The organism is Clostridium saccharoperbutylacetonicum N1-4(HMT) (genome assembly GCF_000340885.1).
GTDB lineage: Bacteria > Bacillota > Clostridia > Clostridiales > Clostridiaceae > Clostridium > Clostridium saccharoperbutylacetonicum.
Window position 1 is genome coordinate 650,523 of record NC_020291.1, and the last position, 23,241, is coordinate 673,763.

Sequence of the window (23,241 nt, forward strand, 5' to 3'; positions counted from 1 at the left end):
TTGTGTTCATTAGAAAATAAGGGGATAAGATTATGATAAAAAACTTTTCGAAGAAAATTATTGCTCTAGTAATACTTATTGCAGTAATTATTTGTTATGCAGCTAAAGATGTAATTTTTAATTATTATTATACAAATTTTAGTGAAGCATATGCGGATCCAATAAGTAGCGAAGCAGATTTTAAGTTTGATTCTAAAACAGGAGAAATAATAAAATATATAGGGAAGCAACCTAAAGTAGTTATACCAGATACAATTAATGGCGAAGCAGTGACAGGTATAAGGAAAAATGCATTTGCAGATTGCAGTAATTTAGAAAAGATAACAATTTCTGATAGCATAACGAATATAGGGATCAATGCCTTTGGAAACTGTGTTAATTTAAAGAATATACTTGTGAAATATAATAATAAATATTATACGAGCATTGATGGGGTGCTGTTCAATAAGCTGAAGACTGAAATAATAAAATATCCTGAAGGAAAAAAAGAGACAAACTACACAATTCCTAAAAGTGTTGTAAGTATTGGAGATGGGACATTTATATCCTCTCATAATCTAACTAATATAACTATTCCTAATAGTGTAACAAGTATTGGAGAAAAAGCATTTAATGGTTGTAATGGCTTAGCAAGTATAAATATACCTGATGGTGTGACTAATATAGGTAATAATGCATTTGGGCATTGTAATAAATTGATAAACATAAAAATTCCGAGTGGTGTAACGAATATAAGCAGTAGTGAATTTGCAGATTGTATTAGCTTAGAAAGTGTAACAATTTCTAATAGTGTAGTAAGTATAGGGGATAGTGCGTTTTATGGTTGTATTGGCTTAAAAAGCATTGAAATTCCGGACAGCGTTACAAGTATTGGAAGTGGTGCATTTTATGGCTGCAGTAATCTGGAAAAGGTAACTATTCCAAATGGATTAGTGAGTATAGAAAAATATGCGTTTTATGAATGTGTTAGTTTAGCAGATGTAACAATCCCAAGTAGTGTAACAAGTATAGGGAAAAATGCATTTTTGGGCTGTGTTAATACTATATTTTATTTGGAAAATCAAAAAACTAAAGAATTGCTCCTTCAGCTAGAGGATAATTCAGCTACATATATGGATAGTAGTAAGATAGTAATAAAATAATATAAATATTGCTATATCTTTAATAGTTATTTCTATCGTGACGAATAAGCTCAAGAACTGCTAGAATAATCATTACAGGTATTATAATCCAATACATAAAAGCACAACCCTTCATTATTATTGGTAAAATATAGAATATTTTATATAATTATAACACCTATTCGGAAAAATACAATTTGCTTATCAGTTGTAATGCGTATATCATAACTAGTAAGCAAATTGCATTTGTATTAAAAATCTAATGAGGTGAAAATAAATGTGGATAGTATGGATAATTATAGTTATGGTTTTAATATTTGCAGCGTTTAAAGCATTAAAGACCCATTTTGTGTGCACTAAATGTGGAAAGAATTTCAAAATAGGTATTATGAAATATATATTTACTATACATATATTAGGAAAGCGTCTAGTTAAGTGCCCAGAGTGTGGACATATTGAACTTCTATTGCCTGAATGGGATAAAGAGCAGTAGAAAGAGGAACTTAAAAAAAGAATAAATGAACTTTATAAAGATGACATATAGGTGTCATCTTTTTAGTTATACAATACTTTAAGAAAGGAAGGGTTACAATTTGTTCTTGAATTATAAATCAGAAGAAAAAATTGATGAATGGTATAATTTTAATAAGATGGGTTTTTATAAACGGTAGAACGGGATATCAAATATATTATGTAGGAGATGAGTGAAATTATGGCTTATAAATTAAAAGAAGTAACAATAAGAACTAATAATTCTGAAGAAGGAATGAAAGGGATTGGTGAGCTGTGGGAAGCTATTGTGAGTGGAGAACTTCCACTACTATTTGATAGTCAGCATGAGTTTCAGCAAGGTGTATCGCCAGTTTCGAGATATAGTAGTTATTCTAGTGATGAAAGTGGAGATTATGATCTTACTGTGATGGCTGTAACTGCAGACTTCTTTGAAAAAATTGAGGTGGCAGTAAGCAAAGGTTTGTATAAAAAATATGATGAAGAAGATGAAAATGGAGACATAGGTGCGTGCACAAGAAGAGCTTGGGAAAAAGTATGGCAGCAGCAAAAAGCAGGGGATATAAATAGATCTTTTACAGAGGATTATGAAAGCACAGTTCCTGTTGAATATACTAAAGATGGAAAGGCACATTGTTATTTATACATTGCTATTCAGTAGAACGAAAATAAAATTCTAGCTTGTCACATCATTGCCATAAATATCTTATATTATAAATGTATAAGATATTTAAATATTATTTACCCCTTATTAAATAAATAATAATTAGTAGTGAGAATGATCTATTACCCCTTAGTAGATCATTCTTTTTTTGTTATTTGTTATTATATGAGAGAAAATATTTTTATTTACGTTATATAATATGTAAGAGCTTTTACGAAACTAATTGATTGGAGAAATTTTAATGAGGTGTACCGAAAAAAATTATATTAGTAGATTAAAAAGAGGGAAAGAAGATGCACTAGAATTTATAGTAGATAAATATTTAGGACTAGTTAAATCGGCTGTATATAACGTGTTAGCAAGTATTGATAAGAATGAGCTTATTGAAGAATGTATAAATGATGTTTTTCTTTCAATATGGAACAATTCGGATAAATTTACTGGTGAAGAGGTTGATTTTAAGAAATGGATATTTAAAATAGCAAGATTTAAAGCTATTGATTATTACAGAAGAGAAGTTAAAAATATAGATTTAAGTATAGAAGATAGAGAAATTAGTTCAAATGAATTAGTTGAAGAAGAAATTATTAAGGCAGAGGAGAGAAGTGAACTATTAAATTTAATCAATACTCTTGAGCCTATGGATAGAGATATATTTGTTATGAAGTTTTTTCTAGGAATAAAGTCTGAGGATATTGCTAAGAAGTTAGGACTTACAAGAGCAGCAATAGATAATAGAATTTATAGAGGAAAGAAGAAGCTTGGTGAGAAAATAACCAGATTAAATTTGGAGGTAGTGTAGCATGAAGGACATTTATGAAATATTAAATGAAGTTGATATAGAGGAAGCTGAAATGGAAATGATGAATGTATCTGATATTGAAAAAGTAAAGGTGAAAAAATATTTAAAGAAGTCTATAAATAAAAAGAAAACATGGAAAAGGAAGTGGATGGCTGCAGCGGTTTTAGTTTTTTCTTTAATTAGCGGTACAGGAATCTTTGGAATTGCATATCCATCCTATGCGGCAGAAGTTCCAATAGTTGGAGATATATTTAGGTTTATAGATAATGGGAGAACAGGGGCTTATGATAAATATAAGGAATATTCAGATATAGTAGGAGCTACACAAGAAAGCAATGGTATTAAAGTTACTATAAAAGAAGCGATTTTTGATGGAAGAACTTTGACTTACACTTATGAAATAATAAGTGATAAGGATTTGGGGGATAATCCATTCTTCAACATGAATGGACCAAGAATTAATATAAAAGATTATAGTGGCGGATCAGGAGGCAGTTCTGGAGTAAAGAAAGTTGCTAAGAATACTTATGTAGGCCAAGATACTGTTACCATTAATGAAGAAAGAAAGGCCATAAGCTTTGAACTAAACTTTACGGATATAGGAGATATGAGTTCAGAGAATTCTAAAGAAACAAAAGGAGATTGGAAGTTTAAAATTAATTTGAAAGCATTAAATAGTGTCAATCAATTAATTAATAAGACAACTGAAAAAGATGGGGTTAAATTAAACCTAGAAAGCATTTCTAAAACTCCCGTATCCTTTACTTTAAACTATTCTCAAGAAGTGTCAAAAGAGCTACAGGAAAAATATTTTGTTGTGGATATTCCAATAGAAGAAGTAAAAGATGATTTTGGGAATGTTTATAAAGCAACCAATATTTTAACAAATGAAGGTAGTGAAGGAAGAAATTCTGGAAAATCAATGTCAAGTTTTGGGGTGTTAAATCCTAATGCAACTAAACTAATAATAACTCCTAAAGTGCATTTATCAAATAATGTTCATCAAGAATCGAGTGATGGAGAGGGACATGTAGTTAATACAAGTCCTATTATAGATAAGGAACATCCTATAAGTGGCGGAATTACATTGGACGATATTGTTATTGATCTAGAAAAATAATTATAACTTGTCACATTATTGCCACAAATATCTTATATTATAAGTGTATAAGATATATATACATTATTTACCCCTTATTAAATAAATAATAGTTAGTAGTTAGAATGATCTATTACCCCTAGTAGATCATTCTTTTTTTGTGTGCCCAGCATGGGTACGTACTAATCGGTGAAAGTCCGTAATGGGGGCTGATAGTGCCAACCATTAGCCTAAGACAAGGGTGTCCATCGTGAGATGGAATCTGAAGGAAGTCGGCGGCAAAGCCTTGGTCTGAGGTACACGAATTACATTTGAGGCTCAAAGCTACGGGTAAACTTGCAAAACAAAGTAAAGCCCTATAACTATCCGAAGTAGCTTGAGTAAATGTAGCAGATGGATGAGGTGAAAGTGCGTGTTCTTACCTGGGGAGATCTGATAGATACGTACCATAAGAATTAAATTTCTAGGTCACAACCTATATAGTGATATATAGCTGAACTATCAGAAGTCAGCAGAAGTCATAGTAACTCCGCTAATCGCGATAGTGGATGAAGGACTGAACGTTAGGAGGTTTACAACTTTGGATAAATCAAAGAAATTGCAAAGAAAGCAGAAAACTCAATATAGAGACCAATTGATGGAAGTAGAAGTGGAACTTCAAGGTAAATCAAAGGTGCCGAGTAATTCTAGGGTTTTACCAAATAGAGAAAGCGTAAACGATGGAGCATTTGATACTAGTAGATTACTTGAAGAAGTTCTAGAAAGAAATAATATGCTTTTAGCACTTAAAAGAGTAATTAGCAATAAAGGTAGTCATGGTGTTGATGGAATGAAGACCGATGAACTTCGTGAGCATATCAAGAAACACTGGGAAACAATTAAAGTTAAACTACTAGAAAGTAAATATAATCCGTCACCTGTAAGGAGAAAAGAAATATCTAAACCAGATGGTGGAGTTAGACTTTTGGGAATACCAACTGTACAAGATAGATTAATTCAACAAGCAATTGCTCAAGTATTATCTAAAATATATGAACCTCTATTCTCCGAAAATAGTTTCGGTTTCCGACCTCATAGAGGAGCAAAGGACGCTATAACGAAATCAAAACAGTATATAACTCAAGGAAATAGATGGGTTATAGATATGGATTTAGAGAAATTCTTTGATAAAGTTAATCATGATATTCTCATGAACAAACTTGAAAAGAAGATACAAGACAAAAGGTTATTATCTCTAATAAGAAAATATCTTAAAAGCGGAATTCTCATAAATGGGGTCTCGGTAGCAAGTGAAGAAGGGACACCACAAGGTGGTCCGTTAAGTCCGCTATTAGCTAATATAATGTTAGATGAATTGGATAAAGAACTTGAAAGACGAGGTTACAAATTTTGTAGATATGCAGATGATAATAACATATATGTTAAAAGCAAAAGAGCAGGGTTTAGAGTAATGAAATCTATAACCAATATAATTGAAAATAATTTGAAACTTAAAGTAAACAAGGATAAAAGTGCAGTAGACTTTGTATCAAAACGAAAGTTTTTAGGATTTTCGTTTTACTTCTCGAAAAGCGGAGCAGAAATAAGAATCCATGAGAAATCTATAAAGAAATTCAAGGAAAAGGTCAAATTCTATACTAACAGAAATAAAGGAATTAGTATGGAATACAGGCTACACAAATTAAATCAAATCACAAAAGGATGGATTAATTACTATGGAATTGCTAACGCACGCGGAAAGCTAATTGAACTAGATAAATGGATTAGAAGAAGACTAAGAGCTTGCATATGGAAACAATGGAAGAAGATCAGCACTAAACAAAGAAATCTGGCTAAATTAGGAATCGATAAATACAAAGCATGGGAATATGCAAATACAAGAAAAGGCTATTGGAGAATATACAAAAGCCCAATTTTGAGCAAGTCTTTAAACAATAAATACCTAGAATCTCTAGGATTTATTAGTCTAACACAAACATATCAAATGAGACATTAAATTCTGATGAACCGCCGTATACCGAACGGTACGTACGATGGTGTGAGAGGTCGGAAAACAAAATAATTGTTTTCCTCCTACTCGATTGTTTAAAAAGTTAAAGATAAAAAAAGACTTCAAATAAAGAAGAAGTTTCTTTACTTAAAGCCTTTGTTATTAATCTAACTTTATATGACAGTAACCATTTGGATTCTTCTTAAGGTATTTTTGGTGATATTCTTCAGCAGCATAGAAACCTTTCAAGGGCATTACTTCAGTTACTATATCTTTAGTATAGTTTTTTTGAAGAGACGCTTTGCTTTGCATAATTAAGTCTTTATCATTTTCGTCAATATAATAAATTCCTGTTCTGTATTGGCTGCCTATATCATTTCCTTGTTTATTAAAACTTGTAGGGTCTATTATTTCCCAATATTTATCTAGTAAAGTGGTTAAACTTATTTTAGTTTCATCATAAGTTATATAACAAGCTTCAGCATGGCCAGTGCTTCCGCTACAAACTTCTTCGTATGTAGGATTTGCTGTGGTTCCATTTGCATAACCAACTTTGGTTTCGACTATGCCATCTATTCTAGAAATAAATTCCTCTACACCCCAAAAACATCCGCCTGCTAATACTATTTTTTTCATTTCAAATCACCTCTTTATTAAATTATTATGAGATTTTATAAATAAGATTATTCTTAATTCCAATATAGTATAAAGTCAATACTATTTTCAAGAGCAAAATATATTTTTTTGTTATGTAGAATAATAATGTTTATTTTTGTAGTGTATGTTAATTGAAAGGATAACATTAATAAGCTAACAGGTGGAAGGATAATGTTTCTTTTGTAGAATATTAAATTTTATAGTATAATAATGTTGAAGAGCAAAGTTAGTTCTAAATATGGGAATTAAATATTATTTCCTATTGTGTATATAAATATAGTGATAATGACAACATAAATAAGTATAAGTAATGGATTGTTACTGATAATGCAGGCGATACCTAAGTGATATAGAATAAATATTTTATCTATATTCCTTGGGTATTTTTTATAAAAAAATATAAAATTTAGGAGGAATTATTATGGCAATTAAGTTTCCAGAAGGATTTTTATGGGGAGGAGCTACTGCTGCTAACCAATTTGAAGGTGCATATAATGAAGATGGTAAGGGATTATCAACTCAAGATATAGCTCCAAAAGGATTAATGGGTCCGTTAACAGATGAACCTACAGAAGATAATATGAAGCTTATAGGAATTGATTTTTATCACAGATATAAGGAAGATATCAAATTATTTGCTGAAATGGGCTTCAAGACTTTTAGATTATCAATTGCATGGTCAAGAATATTTCCAAATGGTGATGATAAAGAACCAAATGAAAAGGGATTACAATTCTATGATAACGTATTTGATGAATTAGCTAAGTATGGAATTGAACCTTTAGTTACAATTTCGCATTATGAAACTCCACTTGCTTTGGCTAAGAATTATGATGGATGGGCTAACAGAAAGCTTGTTGGATTTTTTGAAAACTATGTTAGAACAATTTTTACAAGATATAAAGATAAAGTAAAGTATTGGCTTACTTTTAATGAAATTAACTCAGCAATCCATGCGCCTTATATGAGCGCTGGTATATGGACACCAAAAGAAAAATTAAGTAAGCAGGATTTATATCAAGCAATGCATCATGAATTGGTTGCAAGTGCTTTAGCAGTTAAGATAGGACATGAAATAAATCCAGAATTTAAAATTGGATGTATGATTCTTGGAGTACCAAATTATCCATTAACTCCAATGCCAAGTGATGTACTTAAGGCAATGGAGAAGGATAGAGAAAATCTTTTCTTTGCAGATATTCATGCAAGAGGAGAATATCCAAAATATATGAATAGATTCTTTAAAGAAAATAATATAGAAATAAAAATGGAGCCAGAAGATAAAGAAATTTTAAAGCATACAGTTGATTTTATTTCTTTTAGTTATTATGTAAGTTCATGTGCAACAGCAGATCCAGAGAAGAATAAAGCTGGGGAAGGTAATCTTATATTTGGAGTACCAAATCCATATTTAAAAGCTTCAGAATGGGGATGGCAAATAGATCCTGAAGGCTTAAGATATATTCTTAACCAATTCTATGATAGATATCAAAAACCATTATTTATAGTTGAAAATGGATTAGGTGCAGTGGATGAATTAATAACTGATGAAAATGGTAATAAGACAGTAAATGATGATTACAGAATTAAGTATTTAAATGACCACTTAGTTCAAGTTGCAGAAGCTATTGAAGATGGTGTTGAGCTTATGGGTTACACTACATGGGGCTGTATAGACTTAGTTAGCGCATCAACAGCTGAACTTAAGAAGAGATATGGTTTTATATATGTTGATAGACATGATGATGGAAGTGGAACTTTAGAAAGATATAAGAAGAAGAGCTTTAATTGGTATAAAGAAGTTATATCTACTAATGGAGCAAGTTTAAAAAAATAAAAAATATAAAATTAAGGTACTGAATAATTTTTCAGTGCCTTAATTTTGGTTATAAAAAATTTGAGAAGCATATTTACTAATTCATTAATTGTTACTTATTTATAAAAAAAGAGAATAATAATTTTGAAAATACAAATAATATAATGAAGTAAATTAAAAAAATGATATAAATACGAAGTTTATCTTGACAATATATATATGTAAATGATAAAATATATGTTTTGCTTGACAAAAATAAGTAGGTGGTATATAATATACAGTGAAAGAGGGTGTTTACGTGGAAAAAGTAAAAACTATTGCTTCCATAAAAAATGACATAGAGAGACATGTTGGTCAGAAGGTCACTCTAAAGGCTAATGGTGGAAGGAAAAAGATTTTAGTTAATGATGGTATCATTGAAAGTGTGTATCCAAGTATTTTCGTCATAAGATTAAAAGATGACACCCAAAGGACTGTGACTTATAGTTATTCAGATGTATTAACAAAGACTGTACAATTGGTATTTCCAACTATAATATAAACTTCGATTAAATCGGGGTTTTTTTTATTTTCTAGAAAAATACATAATTTTTGAAGTATGAAAGGTTGATGATATAAAAGGCTTTAATAATTAATAATAAACTCCTTTAGGGGGAGTTTATTATTATATTTTCAAAGAAATAGATTTACTATTTAAATCTATATATGTTTTAGTTCAAATATAAGGAGTATAATTAAATGAATATAGAGAATTACAGAATAAGGTGATTTTAAAGGAGGATAATTCAATGATAGTTGTTACAACAGAAAATATTGTAGGTTATAAGGTAAAGGAAGTAAAGGGGCAGGCTTTTGGATTGATAGTAAGAAGTCGTGGACTAGGTGGAAACATAGTTGCTAGCTTAAGAAGTATTGTTGGCGGTGAAATTCATGAATATACAGAAATGCTTGAAGATGCACGTAAACAAGCTGTTGACCGTCTAGTTAAAAATGCATCTGCAATGGGAGCAAATGCAGTGGTAATGATGAGATTTGACTCTAGTGAGATTGGCCAGAATATGAGTGAAGTATTAGCATTTGGTACTGCAGTAGTAATTGAGAAGGAATAGATAACATGTACAAAATGTTTGATATTTATGTTTTAGTTGAAGTGGGAATTGTGATATTTGCTGTTGTTTCCTTCGTATTTTTAGATAAGAGATATAAAAAAAATCATGGCTCAAAAGTTCCAAATGGGTTTAAGAGGACTGAGGAGGTAACAATAGATCCTACAACTAATAAAAGACTTAGGGTTTATTATAATTCTGCTACTGGAGAAAGATTTTATCATGAAGAAGAGGATGAAGGTTAAATTTTGAAGCTTACCTCTAAGAAAAGGCAAGATATTATATCATCTTTCTTCTAAAAGATGGATTAAAAAAATTTTTTGATTACTTTTTAAAATGTAATGTATTATTAAAATCTTTTTTAACAAAGTTTTTTTATAAAATAAAAAAGAAAGATGGTGGGTTTCCATCTTTCAACTATGGTATAAAAGGGTATTGAGAATTTATGAGAGGTTATATGGTCAATAACCACTTCCTATATTACGACATATTGAATCATATGTCAAGCAAAAAAATAAAAAAAATAAAAGAATTTTGAAATATGTAAAATAAATATGTATATTAGTAGCTATGAAGCTGGTAAATGTCAGTTATTAAGCCATTTTAGGGAAATATTATTAAAAATAAGAAAAATGCATTTGGCATAATTTTTAATTACAAAGTATATAAATGAATAGTAGGAATTTTATGGAGGTAAAAATATGGCAGATATAGATGTTATAAAGGAAAATGTTCAATGTGAACAATTGCTCAGAGAAAATAATACGAATACATTACTAAAAGATGAATATTTAATCCCAGATACACATCCTGATGTACAAGAAATATTAACTGTTGAAGCTAGACCAATGATAATGAGTAAAGATTTAATTGGAGATAAGATAGTAATAGAAGGAAAGGTTGAATATACTGTAATATATTTAGCAAGAGAAGATGGACTTATTGCTAATTCGGTTAACTATACTCAAAATTTTTCAAATAATATTGATTTGAAGCAAGGCGAAAATAGAGTTATTTGTGAGGCTGAATGTAATGTTGATCACATTGATGCCAATATAATGAATGAAAGGAAAATAGCTATTCAAGGGATTATCAACATAGATTGGGAACTTTATAAGAGCAATGAGTTTGAATTTGTAAAAGATATAGAAGGCAATGATGATGTGGAAGTTTTAAAAAATACTGAAACAATAAATAAGATTAATGCAGCACAAGATATAGAGATGACTGGTAAATCTATGATTAGAGTTGGCATGGATAAACCTCAGATAAATAAAATATTAAAATGTTCTATGTTATTGCATAAGAAGGAAGCAAAGATTGTAGATGATAAAATTCAACTTGGCTGTTACTGCAAGCTAAATATTTTGTATAAGGGTGAAGACTCAAAAGATATACTTCCATTAGAAGATGATGTGTACTTATCAAAGGAAGAAGCAATAAGTGGTATTACATCAGATATGTTCCCAACAGCTACTTATGAAATTACTAATAATAATTTGATGTTAGAAGAAGATGATTTGGGAGAAGTCAGGATTATAAATGATGAAATTGTAGTCAAGGTAAATGTTAAAATATTCTCTAAAGAAAACATAGATACAATTAAAGATGCATATTCACCAAAGTGTTTACTAGGGCTTCAAAAAGAAGATCATGACATTGGAATTCTTCAAGGAATGAATAATACAGAAGCAATAGTTAAGCATAACATTCAATTGAAGGAGAATGATTTAAGACCAGAACATATTATAGCAGTTAATGGAAATATTATTTTAACTGATAAGCAGATAATGAGAGATAGAGTGGCTGTAGAAGGAATTATTAAGGTGGACATACTGTATAAAACTACTGATGAAGACAGGTATATGGCAAGTATTAAAGCAGAAGTGCCATTTTCTGCTATGATTGATATTTCAGGTGCTGATGAAAATATGAAATCTATTGTTAAGGCATATTTAGATAATATAGATGCATTTATTGAAGGCAATAGCATAGCAATAAAAGCGAACATAATATTAAATGGTAAAATTTTATACGAAATGAATAAAGAGTTTATTTCAGATATAATCGAAGAAGAAGGAAATGTTCCAGAAAAGAAGGCAAGCATAACTATCTATGTCTTAGGCGAAGGTGATAACCTTTGGAATTTGGCAAAAAGATATAATACAACTGTAGGTGATTTGATTAAAGTCAATAAGATAGAAGAACCAGAACATATGGTACCGGGTCAAAAAATAATAATTCCGGGACGAGCAATTTTTTAAGATAGAATAGTCAATTATCAATTAGAAACTTAGAGATTCATTAAAATAAATTTTAGTTTATTTTAATGAATCTTTTTTTTGAATAATTATTTGATAGTGGGTCATAATATGTAATGCATGATATGAGGTGATAATTTTTGGAAAACATATTAAGTGGAAATTTAATAATAATCGGGGGGGCTGAAGATAAAGAAGGAAAAAAAGAAATATTAAAACGAGTGTGTGATTCAATTGATAAGGAAAAGGATATATTAGTAATTGCAACAATTGCAACTGAATATCCTAAAGAGGTAGCAGCAAAATATAAAGAGGTTTTTGGGAACCTTAATGTCAGAAATATCAAAGTGTTGGATATTGCTGAAAGATGTGATGCTTATGAAGAGGGAAATGTAAATATAATCAGAGAGTCTGCATTAATTTTTTTTACTGGTGGAGATCAATTGAGAATAACTAGTTTAATTGGTGGGACACCTATTTATGATGAATTGAAAGAGGCATGCAATAAAGGAAAATTTATAGTTGGAACATCCGCTGGAGCATCAGTTATGAGCGATACTATGGTGGTTCAAGGTGATGATGATGATTCTCCTAGAAAGTGTACTTTAAAGATGTCGCCTGGGTTTGGATTGATTAAAGGTGTTATTATTGATCAGCATTTTGCTCAAAGAGGAAGGATAGGAAGACTTTTGGCTGGAATTGCTCAAAATCCTGAAATTTTGGGGATAGGAATAGATGAAAATACAGGAATAATAGTTAATCAGACTGGCACTATTGAGGTTATAGGAGAAGGTGCAGTTTATTTTATTGATGGCAGTACAATTACATATACAAATGTATCAGAATTGCATGCAGATGAAATCTTGAGCATGCATAACGTAAAATTACATGTTTTAACAAATGGCAATAAGTTTGATTTTATAAAAAAGTCACCTTTTGAGGAGGAAAAAATTAATCATGAAGATAATACAAAAGAGAATATATGAAGGGCAAAATATCTATTCTCATAAAAAGTGTATAAGAATCGATGTTGATTTAGAAGGATATTCAGAAATTTCAAGTGCTGAAATACCTAACTTTAATATTAATCTTATTAAAATCATTCCAGAACTTAAAAAGCATAGATGTGGAATTGATGAAAATGGTGGTTTTGTTAAAAGACTTGAGGAAGGGACATATTTAGCTCATATTTGTGAACATATAATGATAGCAATACAAAACAATTTAGGCATAGATGTATCTTATGGTAAGGCAAGAGAGGTTAGTGGAGACATATACTATGTTATAGTACAATACGAATATAAAAATACTGTGCATGAAGTAGCTAATTTAGCAATTGATTTAATAAATTCTTTAATTAGGCAAATGCCTTTAAATTATGAGCAGAGAATAAAAATAATTAAAGGAATATTGCAAAAAGAGCATATGGGGACCACTACAAAGGCAATTTGTGATGCAGCTAAAGAATATAAACTTCCAGTTATGCAGCTTGGGGATAGTAACATATACCAGATTGGATATGGTAAAAAGGCTAAAATAATTGAAGCATCCATAGGTGATAAAACAAGCTGTGTGGGGGTAGATATATCCTGTGATAAGCTTTTGACTAAAGAGTTGCTTAGAAATCAAAATATCCCAGTGGCAGAGGGGCATAAAGTGCATAATTTATTTTCGTTATTACAGAAGGCGGAAAAAATCGGATATCCTGTAGTATTGAAGCCTCAATGTGGTAATAAAGGAAATGGAGTTATACTAAATATTAAAAATCATAAACAGTTAGTTGATGCGTATATTAACTTACAAAAAATTCATAAAGATATTATTATAGAAAAATATTATCAAGGAAAAGACTATAGGGTTTGTGTAGTTAATTATAAAGTTGAAGCAGTGGCATTGAGAATAGCTCCTTTTGTTATTGGAAATGGAAAAGATAACTTGAAAATGCTTATTGATATTATAAATGAAGATCCATTAAGAGGGGAGGATCATGAAAAAGCATTAACTAAGATAAAAATTGATTCTGAATTAATTTCATGTCTTTTAAAGAGAGGTTTTGAATTAGATTATATTCCTAAGAAGGGTGAAAAAATAGTATTACGAGAAAATGCAAATCTTTCAACTGGTGGTATGGCAATTGATTGTACTGAGAAAATTTGTGATAAAAATATAGAATATTGCATAAATGCAGCTAAAATATTGGGATTAGATATATGTGGAATAGATATTTGTACAAAAGATATAAGTATCCCTCTTGATGAAGGTAATGGGATAATATTAGAAGTAAATGCAGCTCCAGGAATACGAATGCATCATTATCCTTCAAAGGGGAAAAGGCGTGATGTAGGAAAAGCAATATTTGAAATGCTTTATGATGAAGAACCAAGCAATATATCTGTAATCTCTATTACTGGTACTAATGGAAAAACAACAACAACAAGATTGATAAGTCATGTTTTAAAGAAAATAGGAAATGATGTGGGAATGACATCAACTGATGGTGTTTATTTAAATGATAAGTGCATCCATAAAGGTGATGATACAGGCTTTGATAGTGCAAGAACAATACTAATGAATAAAGATGTAGATATAGCTGTTTTAGAAACTGCAAGAGGGGGATTAGTTAAGAGAGGTTTAGCATATGATCTAGCTGATGTTGCAATTATAACCAATATAACCAATGATCACTTGGGATTAGATGGTATTGATTCTATGGAGCAATTATGTTTCGTAAAAGCACTAGTTGGAGAAGCTGTAAAAGAAAATGGATTTGTTGTTATAAATGCTGATGATGAATATAGTAAGACCATAATAAATAGATTCACGGCCGAAAAAATATATTTTTCGAAATTTAAAGATAATCCATTGGTACAAGAAAATATAGCTACAGGTAAAATAGCAATATTTATTGAAAATGATAAGATAATTGTAGTTAATAATAAGAGAAAATATGAGATTGTTTCTATTAAAGACTTGCCAATAACTTATGATGGAAACTTAGAATATAATATAGAAAATGCAATGGCAGCGTGTGGAGGATTAGTTGCTCTAGAAGTTGATTATTGTATGATTACAAAAGGATTCATGGAGTTTGGATTAGGCAATAACTCTAATGTAGGAAGATTTAATGTGTATGACTACAAAAATAGAAAAATAATTTTAGATTATGCACATAACATTGAAGGTTATAAAGCTGTAATATCATCGTTAATAGGCATGAAAAAAGAAAATGATTTGATTGGGGTGATTGGGATACCAGGAGATAGACAAAATGAAATTGGATATGCAATTGGTGAAATATGTGCAAATACTTTAGATAAAATAGTTATAAAGGAAGATAGGGATAAGCGAGGAAGGAAACCAGGAGAAATAGCAGAACTTTTAAAAGAAGCAGTTTTGAAGGTTAATAAAAATGCAAATTTAATGATATGTTTAGAAGAGGTGGAAGCCTTAAATAATGCAATTAATATAAGCAAGCCTGGAGATACAATTGTAGTATTCTATGAAAAATTGGAGCCGCTTTTAGAGTTTGTAAGTAAAGAAAAAATAAATGAAATAAATACTTTTGAAAATGTAAAACAGTATAAAGTAGATGTAAATTAATTTGAAAATAGAAATGCTTTTATATTATTTAATAAAGAATATAGCCTTTTAAAGCTAAACATAATTAGACAAGATTTTTTACCTATGATAAAATGTTGTTAAAATGTTTGGGAAAGGATATATGAAAATGAAGATTAAGGCTTATGCAAAAATTAATATTGCCTTAGATGTTGTTGGTAAAAGAGAAGACGGATACCATTTACTAAGAATGATAATGCAAACAATAGATTTGTATGACATAATTGAAGTTAAAAAGAGCGATTTTGGAATAAATATAAAATGCAATAAGCATTACGTACCTACAGATGAAAGAAATTTAGCATATAAAGCAGCAAAACTTTTTAAAGAAACCTATTCTATAAGTGATGGTGTTGATATTGATATAACTAAATATATACCAGTTTCAGCTGGATTAGCAGGTGGAAGTACTGATGGAGCGGCTGTTTTGAAACTTATGAATAAAATATTTAATATAAATGCTAGTGATGATGATCTAAAGGCATTAGGGTTAAAGTTAGGAGCAGATGTACCTTATTGTATTAATGGTGGAACTGCATTGTGTGAAGGCATTGGTGAAAAAATTACTGAACTAAAGAGATTTAAAGATAAAATTTTAGTTTTAATTAAACCACCCTTTGGAGTTTCAACCAAGGAAGTGTATAAGGAGTTTGATTTATCAAAAGTTATAATTCATCCAAAGATAGAAGAGCTCATAAAGAATATGGAAAAGGATGATATATATTTTGTAGCAAATAACATGAAAAATTTATTAGAAAATGTTACTTTAAGAAAGCATAGAATTATATCAAGAATTAAGGAGGATACTACTATAGATGGTGCTATAGGAACTATGATGAGTGGTAGTGGACCTACAGTTTTTGCTTTTTTTGATGATATGCTAAAGGCTCAAACGTGTTACGATAATATGAAGAAAAAATATAAAGATGTATTTATAACAAGAACTATTTAAAGTAAAGCATATGAAAGTGTAAGGCGAGTTAATCATATAGGTCATATATTGAAATAATAATATATTTTTTATATGCTTAAAAACATAACGTATAAAAAACCTCCAAGTGGTAATACTTTCAACTACAAGGGGGTTTGTTTATGAAAAAAAATTTAAAATTAGGAAAGATAATTTTTATAATTACAATAATATTTGGTACTCATATACTTACAGGATGTACAAGCTTAAAAGGTAACTTTAAGGATAATTATAGAAGTGTAAGTACAGAGAGTAGGAATGCAACTGATGAAAATGCTAATAATAAAGAAAAGAGTGAAATTCTGAATTATGATGAAGTAAAAGATTCATTAATTAGATTTCATGTTATTGCTAATAGCGATAGTGATGAAGATCAAAAACTAAAGCTAAAAGTTAGAGACGAAGTTATAGACTATTTATATCCCTATTTAAGTAATTCGCAGTCTCTGGATGAATCTAGACAGATAATTAAGAGAAATATGGACAAGGTTCATGAAATTGCAGAGCAAGTAATTAAGCAAAATAATTATTCTTATAGCGTGGCTACACAATTATCCAGAGAAAATTTTCCGGAAAAGTCTTATGGAAATATCATTTTACCTCAAGGAAATTATGAAGCTTTTAGAGTAATAATAGGAAGTGGACAGGGCAAAAATTGGTGGTGTGTTATGTTTCCACCATTATGTTTTGTAGATGAATCAAAGGCACAAGTAGAATATGATAAGACAGAAGCTAGAATTAAAGCAAATGAAAAACAAGCTGATTTAAAATCAGAATTAAACATAGATGGAGCTGACACTAATAAAGTGGATGATGAAGAAAATAAAGAAAATAAGGTACAAGTGAAATTTAAGATATTAGAAATATTTAATGATTTATTTAATTAGGAGGAACAAAATGACAAAAGCATTAGCTATGATTTCAGGTGGATTAGATAGCATCTTAGCTGCAAAGTTGATCAAAGAACAGGGAATAGAAGTAATAGGTATTTGTTTTAAATCATATTTTTTTAATGAAGAAAATGCCAAAAGAATGACTGCACAAATAGGAATAAGATTAGAAGTTGTAGATTTTTCGAAAGAACATTTTGAAATGGTTAAAAACCCAAAGCATGGCTGGGGTAAAAATATAAATCCTTGTATAGATTGTCATTCAATGATGATGAGATATTCAGGTGAATTATTAGAAAAGTTTGGTGCAGATTTTATTATTACTGGTGAAGTATTAAATCAAAGACCTATGTCACAAAATAGGTCTGCACTTGATGTAGTAAAAAAGCAATCTGGATTTAGTGATAAAATCTTAAGACCTTTATGTGCAAAGAATTTAAAAGAAACTCAAATGGAAATAGACGGACTAGTTGATAGAGAAAAGCTATTAGATATTTCGGGAAGAAATAGAAAACCTCAAATGGAACTTGCAGAGAAATGGGGAATAAAAGATTATCCATCTCCAGCTGGAGGTTGTAAATTAACTGAGCCAGGTTATGCTGTTAGATTGAAAGAAATTTTAAGTAGAAAAGAAGAAGTTACAGAAAAGGATATTCATTTACTTAAATATGGAAGACATTTTATTAGTAATAATACTAAAATAATAGTTTCAAGAACAGCTGAAGAAGGTCAACAAATAAAAGCAGTGTTAAATAAGAAGGATATAATGTTTTTGACAACAAAGTTTAGTGGTGCAATGGTAATAATTCCAGAAGGAAATAACCCAACAGACGAGGATTTGACCTTGGCATGCAGATTGTCTGCAAGATATAGCAAAGGTAAAGATGAAAAATTAGTTGAAGTTAGGTATGGGCAATTCTCAACAAAATTTAGTGAAGCTAAAGAAGTTGAACCTATTACTCAAGAAGAATTAGAGAAATACAATATTAATTAAATTGGAGTGAGATAATGAATAAAAAAGCAATTATTGCTGTTAATAGTACAGTCCTAAATGATGAAGAAGATTTAATCAGTGTAGTAACACCTGGTGATTTTTGTGAAATAGAAGATGGTTTCAAGGTGCAATACGATGAAACAGAGCTTTCAGGAATGAAAGGAACAAAAACTACAATAATAATAAGAAAAGATTCTTTCGATTTAATAAGAGAAGGAACTACAGAAACTAAAATGGAATTTGTGAAAAATAAAAGAACAGTATCCATGTATAAAACACCTTATGGAGTAATGGATCTTGAAATAGATACAATAAGGCTTAATATAGATGTTAGCGAAGATGGTGGAAGTATAAATACAATATACATATTAGAAATTGGAGAGCAACCTGCATTAAAAACAAATTTGAATATTGACATAAAGGTACAATAAGTTCATAAGTATAGTAACTTTAGAGTGTATTACAGATAATTAATAAGGGAGTAGGCAAAATGATTGAAATTTAAATCATGAGCAATACTCCTTTTTGCTTATTAAAAGTAAGTTATGTATAAGAGACAAAAGCTTATAAAATCAAGGGTTGACGCAAAAATTTGGAAGTACTTACTTAGTATGAATAGGTTAATGGTGATAATTAATAATTAATAATTTATAAGTGCTAAAGTTGGAATGATTAAATTAAATATATGTGGATATAATTTTAATGGAAGTGATTAAATGAGAAATGCATTAAAGTATGTAAAAATATTAAACAATGTATGTAATTATTATGGAATAAGTGAAGAAAAATTTATAGAATTTCTAAAAAATAAAGATAACAAATACATATTATTATTAATTTTAAAAAATAATAATTGTCTTGACGCCGAAAAAATTAAAGAAGTATTTAAATTAAAAACATCAAAGAGTATTAATAAAAATTTGAGATTAGCAGAAGAAAAATTCCTTGTAAACAGGCTTTTTAGAGAAGAATACTTTCAATTAGAAAATAGTATAGAAAAAAATGATATGATTAATTTATAAAAAAAGACTAGATATTAAGTTTGATGTGTGATATGATATTACCTATGTTATTAAGCAACACAAATACCCCATAGCTTATGTATTTAATTTATGGGGTAATTTGTATTATATCATTATTGAAATAATAAGTCAATAAAAAATTGTATAAAATTTTTTTACATAGGGAGGATAAAATGAATACAAAATATATTTTTGTTACAGGTGGAGTTGTTTCAGGCATAGGTAAAGGGATTACAGCAGCATCTCTTGGAAGATTATTGAAAAATAGAGGGGTAAAAATTTCTATTCAAAAATTTGATCCATATTTAAATGTAGATCCAGGAACTATGAGTCCTTATCAACATGGGGAAGTTTTTGTAACTGATGATGGAGCTGAAACAGATTTAGATTTAGGACACTATGAAAGATTTATAGATGAAAGTTTAACTCTAAATTCTAATGTTACAACTGGTAAAATATATAGCTCTGTTATAGAAAAAGAAAGAAGAGGAGAATATCTTGGTGGGACTGTTCAAGTAATTCCTCATATAACAAATGCTATAAAAGATAAAGTTTATCAAGTAGCAAATGAAAGAGATGTAGATGTAGTAATAACTGAAATTGGTGGAACTGTTGGAGATATTGAATCTCAGCCATTTTTAGAAGCTATAAGACAAATCAAGAGTGAAGTTGGAGCAGAAAATGTTTGTTACATCCACGTTACGTTAGTGCCATACTTAGGAAAAGCTGGAGAATTAAAAACAAAACCTACTCAACACTCTGTAAAAGAATTAAGAATGATAGGTATTCAACCAGACATAATAGTTTGTAGAGCTGAAAAAGAATTAAATGACGATATTAAAGCTAAAATAGGTTTATTCTGTAATATAGATGGAAGATCTGTAATTCAAAATTTAGATGCAGAAAATCTATATGAAGTACCATTAATGTTACATAATGAAGGGTTAGATAATTTAGTTTGTGAAAAACTACATCTAGGCTGCAAAGATATAGATAATTCAGAATGGATAGACATGGTTGAAAAGATTAAACATCTTAAGAACAATGTTAAGATTGCACTTGTAGGTAAATATGTAGAATTACACGATGCATATATATCTGTAGTTGAAGCATTAAGTCACGGTGGATATGCTAATAATACTAATGTAGAAATAAAATGGGTTAATGCTGAAGAGGTTGAGACTGGAGATGTAAATGAGCTACTTAGAGATGTAGATGGTGTTTTAGTTCCAGGTGGCTTTGGTGACAGAGGAATAGAAGGAAAAATTTCAGCAATAAAATGGGCAAGAGAAAATAAGAAGCCTTTCTTAGGAATTTGTCTAGGAATGCAATGTGCTGTAATAGAATATGCAAGAAGTGTATTGGGATTTGAAGATGCAAATAGTTCAGAAATAAATCCAGATACAAAATATCCTGTAATAGATTTAATGCTAGATCAAAAGGATATTGAAAATCTCGGTGGAACAATGAGATTAGGAAAATATCCATGTAAATTAGATGAAAACAGTAATTCATATGATGTATACAAGAAGGAATTAATTGAAGAAAGACATAGACATAGATATGAATTCAATAATGATTATAGACAACAAATAATTGAAGGCGGAATGAAAATTGTTGGAACAAGTCCTGATGATAGATTAGTTGAAATTGTAGAAGTTCCAGATCATCCTTGGTACGTAGCAGTTCAATTCCATCCAGAATTAAAGTCTAGACCTAATAAGCCACATAGATTATTTGTAGGATTTATAGAAGCATCATTAAAAGAAAATCAAGGAAAGTAAATTTGTTTTATTTTTTAGTTTAAGATATAATATAAATAAAGATTAATAGTTTGAACTGGTAATTACTTTTTGGTAGTTGCCAGTTCAACATAATTTTAAAGATATATAAGCTTTAATTAATATCTTACATATCAATTAAAAAAATTCTGAAAGAAAAGGTGATAATGGAAATTTCTATTTAAGCTTTATCGTTAATTGAACCTTGATAATTGATAATTGGAACATATATAGGCTATACAGTGAAGCTTATACAGTAATGATATGAGTTAAATAAAAGTTGAATATCTTAAAAACTTATATTTATTCCACAGCAAAATCACATCTTATTACCTTACGATTATAATTCCAAGATTTTAATGAGAAAACTAAATAATTTATTTTTATAGATTTATATCTATAAATTGGAGGTGCAATTTTGACAAAACAAGAATATGAAAGTATGACCTTAACTAGTTTGAGGGATATTGCAAAGGATTTAAATGTTAAAAATATATCTAAATTCAAAAAGCATGAATTGATTGAAGAAATTTTGAAAGGTTCAAATAATTTTATAAAAAAAGATGGAGTTATATTGAGAGAAAATATAGCACCTAAAGCTGTAAAGGCAGATGAAACTGTAGTTTCAAGGACTGATAATGCAACTGAAGGCGTAGTTTCAAAGCCTAATAATACAAATGAAGCTGTAAAGGTAACGCAAAGAGAAGATGTGAAGGTGAATAATAATTCTAATGTGAGTTCAGATAATGCTCGAGTTGAAAAAAATGATAAAAAAGAAAATCTACGAGAAATGATAAATGATTCTAGTGTTGCAAATGGAATTTTAGAAATATTAGAAAACAATAGTTTTGGGTTTTTAAGATGTAAGAATTATTTAACTAGTAGTGACGATATTTATGTATCTCCATCTCAAATTAGAAGATTTAATTTAAGAACAGGAGATGAAGTTGAAGGAAAGGTAAGAGAAGCAAAAGAAGGAGAAAAATTTAAAGCTCTTTTATTTGTTCAAAAGGTTAACGGAGAAGCCCCAGAAAAGGCTATAGGAAGAAAATCCTTTGAAACCTTAACTCCAATATATCCTAAGGAAAGAGTTAGACTAGAAACTTCTGATAGCAATGATTTAGCATCAAGATTAATGGATATAATATGTCCTATTGGTAAGGGGCAAAGAGGTATAATAGTAGCGCCACCTAAAGCAGGAAAGACTACAGTATTAAAAAAGATTGCTCAAAATATAGCTAAAAATTATCCTGATACAAAGCTTATTGTATTACTTATAGATGAACGACCAGAAGAAGTTACAGATATGAAGAGATCTATAAACGGAGATGTAGTTTATTCAACTTTTGATGAAGAACCACAAAATCATGCTAAAGTATCTCAAATGGTTTTAGAACGAGCAAAGAGAATGGTTGAGCAAGGTAAAGATGTTGTTATTCTTCTAGATAGTATAACAAGATTATCGAGGGCATATAACCTAACAATAACTCCTACAGGAAGAACTTTATCTGGAGGTCTTGATCCAGGGGCTCTTATTATGCCTAAGAAATTCTTTGGGGCAGCTAGAAAGATTGAAGAAGGTGGAAGCTTAACAATACTTGCAACTGCACTTGTTGAAACTGGTTCAAGAATGGATGATATGATCTTTGAAGAATTTAAGGGAACAGGAAACATGGAAGTTCATTTAGATAGAAGATTACAAGAAAGAAGAATTTTCCCTGCAATTGATATTTACAAATCAGGAACTAGAAAAGATGACTTAATTTTATCAAAAGAAGAATTAGAAGTAGCGTTTTCAATTAGAAGAACTATGTACAAAGATGGGAATATTGAAGATATTACAGAAAATCTTATTAACATATTATCTAAAACTAAAAATAATAAAGAATTTATAGAAGTTTTTCAAAAGAGAAATTCATAGTATAAATGAGTGACAAAAA

The 23,241-nt window shown here is 29.5% G+C and carries 21 protein-coding genes; 20 read left to right on the plus strand and 1 reads right to left on the minus strand.

Annotation, left to right across the window (positions count from 1 at the left end):
• Positions 1-32 precede the first annotated feature (32 nt).
• From CSPA_RS02860 to ltrA, 6 genes are all read left to right on the plus strand, one after another.
• The gene (locus tag CSPA_RS02860) at positions 33-1,142 is read left to right on the plus strand and encodes a leucine-rich repeat domain-containing protein (RefSeq protein ID WP_015390704.1); all 1,110 of its coding nucleotides are present in this window, start codon (positions 33-35) and stop codon (positions 1,140-1,142) included.
• A 256-nt stretch (positions 1,143-1,398) separates the two neighbouring features.
• Positions 1,399-1,614 carry a hypothetical protein gene (locus CSPA_RS02865; RefSeq protein ID WP_015390705.1) on the plus strand — a complete coding sequence of 72 codons (216 nt, stop codon included), beginning with the start codon at positions 1,399-1,401 and terminating at the stop codon, positions 1,612-1,614.
• Positions 1,615-1,833: 219 nt separating this feature from the next.
• On the plus strand, positions 1,834-2,292 hold the full coding sequence (locus CSPA_RS02870) for a hypothetical protein (protein WP_015390706.1): 459 nt from the start codon (positions 1,834-1,836) through the stop codon (positions 2,290-2,292).
• Positions 2,293-2,536: 244 nt separating this feature from the next.
• A complete protein-coding gene (locus CSPA_RS02875) occupies positions 2,537-3,097 on the plus strand; it encodes a sigma-70 family RNA polymerase sigma factor (RefSeq protein ID WP_015390707.1) in 561 nt (186 codons plus the stop codon).
• A gap of 1 nt (position 3,098) precedes the next feature.
• Positions 3,099-4,217 (plus strand): DUF4179 domain-containing protein, encoded by a 1,119-nt coding sequence (locus CSPA_RS02880; protein ID WP_015390708.1) that lies wholly within the window; start codon positions 3,099-3,101, stop codon positions 4,215-4,217.
• Between the two features lie 559 nt (positions 4,218-4,776).
• Complete coding sequence (ltrA, locus tag CSPA_RS02885) at positions 4,777-6,192, plus strand: group II intron reverse transcriptase/maturase (protein WP_015390709.1); 1,416 nt, start codon at positions 4,777-4,779, stop codon at positions 6,190-6,192.
• 156 nt (positions 6,193-6,348) lie between these two features.
• Here the strand turns inward: ltrA and msrA are convergent, their stop codons facing one another.
• Entirely contained in the window at positions 6,349-6,822 is a 474-nt protein-coding gene (msrA, locus tag CSPA_RS02890; RefSeq protein ID WP_015390710.1) for a peptide-methionine (S)-S-oxide reductase MsrA, read from the minus strand.
• A gap of 442 nt (positions 6,823-7,264) precedes the next feature.
• Between msrA and CSPA_RS02895 the strand changes: the two genes are divergently transcribed.
• The 14 genes from CSPA_RS02895 to rho all read left to right on the plus strand — a co-directional run bounded on the left by CSPA_RS02895 (position 7,265) and on the right by rho (position 23,222).
• The gene (locus CSPA_RS02895; RefSeq protein ID WP_015390711.1) at positions 7,265-8,680 is read left to right on the plus strand and encodes a glycoside hydrolase family 1 protein; all 1,416 of its coding nucleotides are present in this window, start codon (positions 7,265-7,267) and stop codon (positions 8,678-8,680) included.
• A 277-nt stretch (positions 8,681-8,957) separates the two neighbouring features.
• Positions 8,958-9,200 (plus strand): Veg family protein, encoded by a 243-nt coding sequence (locus CSPA_RS02900; protein ID WP_015390712.1) that lies wholly within the window; start codon positions 8,958-8,960, stop codon positions 9,198-9,200.
• 247 nt (positions 9,201-9,447) lie between these two features.
• Positions 9,448-9,768: a heavy metal-binding domain-containing protein gene (locus CSPA_RS02905; RefSeq protein WP_015390713.1), complete on the plus strand. Its 321-nt coding sequence runs from the start codon at positions 9,448-9,450 to the stop codon at positions 9,766-9,768.
• Positions 9,769-9,773: 5 nt separating this feature from the next.
• Positions 9,774-10,010: a hypothetical protein gene (locus tag CSPA_RS02910; protein ID WP_015390714.1), complete on the plus strand. Its 237-nt coding sequence runs from the start codon at positions 9,774-9,776 to the stop codon at positions 10,008-10,010.
• A 456-nt stretch (positions 10,011-10,466) separates the two neighbouring features.
• On the plus strand, positions 10,467-12,029 hold the full coding sequence (locus CSPA_RS02915) for a DUF3794 and LysM peptidoglycan-binding domain-containing protein (RefSeq protein ID WP_015390715.1): 1,563 nt from the start codon (positions 10,467-10,469) through the stop codon (positions 12,027-12,029).
• 137 nt (positions 12,030-12,166) lie between these two features.
• Positions 12,167-13,012, plus strand: coding sequence for a cyanophycinase (locus tag CSPA_RS02920; protein ID WP_015390716.1), 846 nt, complete (start codon positions 12,167-12,169; stop codon positions 13,010-13,012).
• Positions 12,984-15,626 carry a cyanophycin synthetase gene (gene cphA, locus CSPA_RS02925; protein ID WP_015390717.1) on the plus strand — a complete coding sequence of 881 codons (2,643 nt, stop codon included), beginning with the start codon at positions 12,984-12,986 and terminating at the stop codon, positions 15,624-15,626. Before CSPA_RS02920 ends, cphA begins: the two co-directional genes overlap by 29 nt.
• A gap of 127 nt (positions 15,627-15,753) precedes the next feature.
• Positions 15,754-16,596 (plus strand): 4-(cytidine 5'-diphospho)-2-C-methyl-D-erythritol kinase, encoded by an 843-nt coding sequence (ispE, locus tag CSPA_RS02930; RefSeq protein ID WP_015390718.1) that lies wholly within the window; start codon positions 15,754-15,756, stop codon positions 16,594-16,596.
• Between the two features lie 140 nt (positions 16,597-16,736).
• On the plus strand, positions 16,737-17,501 hold the full coding sequence (gene spoIIR / locus CSPA_RS02935; RefSeq protein ID WP_015390719.1) for a stage II sporulation protein R: 765 nt from the start codon (positions 16,737-16,739) through the stop codon (positions 17,499-17,501).
• 10 nt (positions 17,502-17,511) lie between these two features.
• Positions 17,512-18,498, plus strand: a complete 987-nt coding sequence (locus CSPA_RS02940; RefSeq protein ID WP_015390720.1) for a DUF814 domain-containing protein — start codon at positions 17,512-17,514, stop codon at positions 18,496-18,498.
• Between the two features lie 14 nt (positions 18,499-18,512).
• Positions 18,513-18,929, plus strand: coding sequence for a YwiB family protein (locus CSPA_RS02945; RefSeq protein ID WP_015390721.1), 417 nt, complete (start codon positions 18,513-18,515; stop codon positions 18,927-18,929).
• Between the two features lie 285 nt (positions 18,930-19,214).
• Entirely contained in the window at positions 19,215-19,520 is a 306-nt protein-coding gene (locus CSPA_RS02950) for a hypothetical protein (RefSeq protein WP_015390722.1), read from the plus strand.
• 173 nt (positions 19,521-19,693) lie between these two features.
• On the plus strand, positions 19,694-21,304 hold the full coding sequence (locus tag CSPA_RS02955; protein ID WP_015390723.1) for a CTP synthase: 1,611 nt from the start codon (positions 19,694-19,696) through the stop codon (positions 21,302-21,304).
• A gap of 415 nt (positions 21,305-21,719) precedes the next feature.
• A complete protein-coding gene (gene rho, locus CSPA_RS02960) occupies positions 21,720-23,222 on the plus strand; it encodes a transcription termination factor Rho (RefSeq protein ID WP_015390724.1) in 1,503 nt (500 codons plus the stop codon).
• Positions 23,223-23,241 lie beyond the last annotated feature (19 nt).

Excerpts from the sequence above, each read along its gene's own strand:
- cphA (WP_015390717.1), top strand. The coding sequence starts at position 12,984 with ATGAAGATAATACAAAAGAGAATATATGAAGGGCAAAATATCTATTCT.
- CSPA_RS02895 (WP_015390711.1), top strand. The coding sequence starts at position 7,265 with ATGGCAATTAAGTTTCCAGAAGGATTTTTATGGGGAGGAGCTACTGCT.
- CSPA_RS02865 (WP_015390705.1), top strand. The coding sequence starts at position 1,399 with ATGTGGATAGTATGGATAATTATAGTTATGGTTTTAATATTTGCAGCG.
- CSPA_RS02860 (WP_015390704.1), top strand. The coding sequence starts at position 33 with ATGATAAAAAACTTTTCGAAGAAAATTATTGCTCTAGTAATACTTATT.
- CSPA_RS02880 (WP_015390708.1), top strand. The coding sequence starts at position 3,099 with ATGAAGGACATTTATGAAATATTAAATGAAGTTGATATAGAGGAAGCT.
- msrA (WP_015390710.1), bottom strand. The coding sequence starts at position 6,822 with ATGAAAAAAATAGTATTAGCAGGCGGATGTTTTTGGGGTGTAGAGGAA.
- CSPA_RS02955 (WP_015390723.1), top strand. The coding sequence starts at position 19,694 with ATGAATACAAAATATATTTTTGTTACAGGTGGAGTTGTTTCAGGCATA.
- ispE (WP_015390718.1), top strand. The coding sequence starts at position 15,754 with ATGAAGATTAAGGCTTATGCAAAAATTAATATTGCCTTAGATGTTGTT.
- CSPA_RS02950 (WP_015390722.1), top strand. The coding sequence starts at position 19,215 with ATGAGAAATGCATTAAAGTATGTAAAAATATTAAACAATGTATGTAAT.
- CSPA_RS02910 (WP_015390714.1), top strand. The coding sequence starts at position 9,774 with ATGTACAAAATGTTTGATATTTATGTTTTAGTTGAAGTGGGAATTGTG.
- CSPA_RS02870 (WP_015390706.1), top strand. The coding sequence starts at position 1,834 with ATGGCTTATAAATTAAAAGAAGTAACAATAAGAACTAATAATTCTGAA.
- CSPA_RS02915 (WP_015390715.1), top strand. The coding sequence starts at position 10,467 with ATGGCAGATATAGATGTTATAAAGGAAAATGTTCAATGTGAACAATTG.
- CSPA_RS02940 (WP_015390720.1), top strand. The coding sequence starts at position 17,512 with ATGACAAAAGCATTAGCTATGATTTCAGGTGGATTAGATAGCATCTTA.
- spoIIR (WP_015390719.1), top strand. The coding sequence starts at position 16,737 with ATGAAAAAAAATTTAAAATTAGGAAAGATAATTTTTATAATTACAATA.
- CSPA_RS02945 (WP_015390721.1), top strand. The coding sequence starts at position 18,513 with ATGAATAAAAAAGCAATTATTGCTGTTAATAGTACAGTCCTAAATGAT.
- CSPA_RS02875 (WP_015390707.1), top strand. The coding sequence starts at position 2,537 with ATGAGGTGTACCGAAAAAAATTATATTAGTAGATTAAAAAGAGGGAAA.
- CSPA_RS02905 (WP_015390713.1), top strand. The coding sequence starts at position 9,448 with ATGATAGTTGTTACAACAGAAAATATTGTAGGTTATAAGGTAAAGGAA.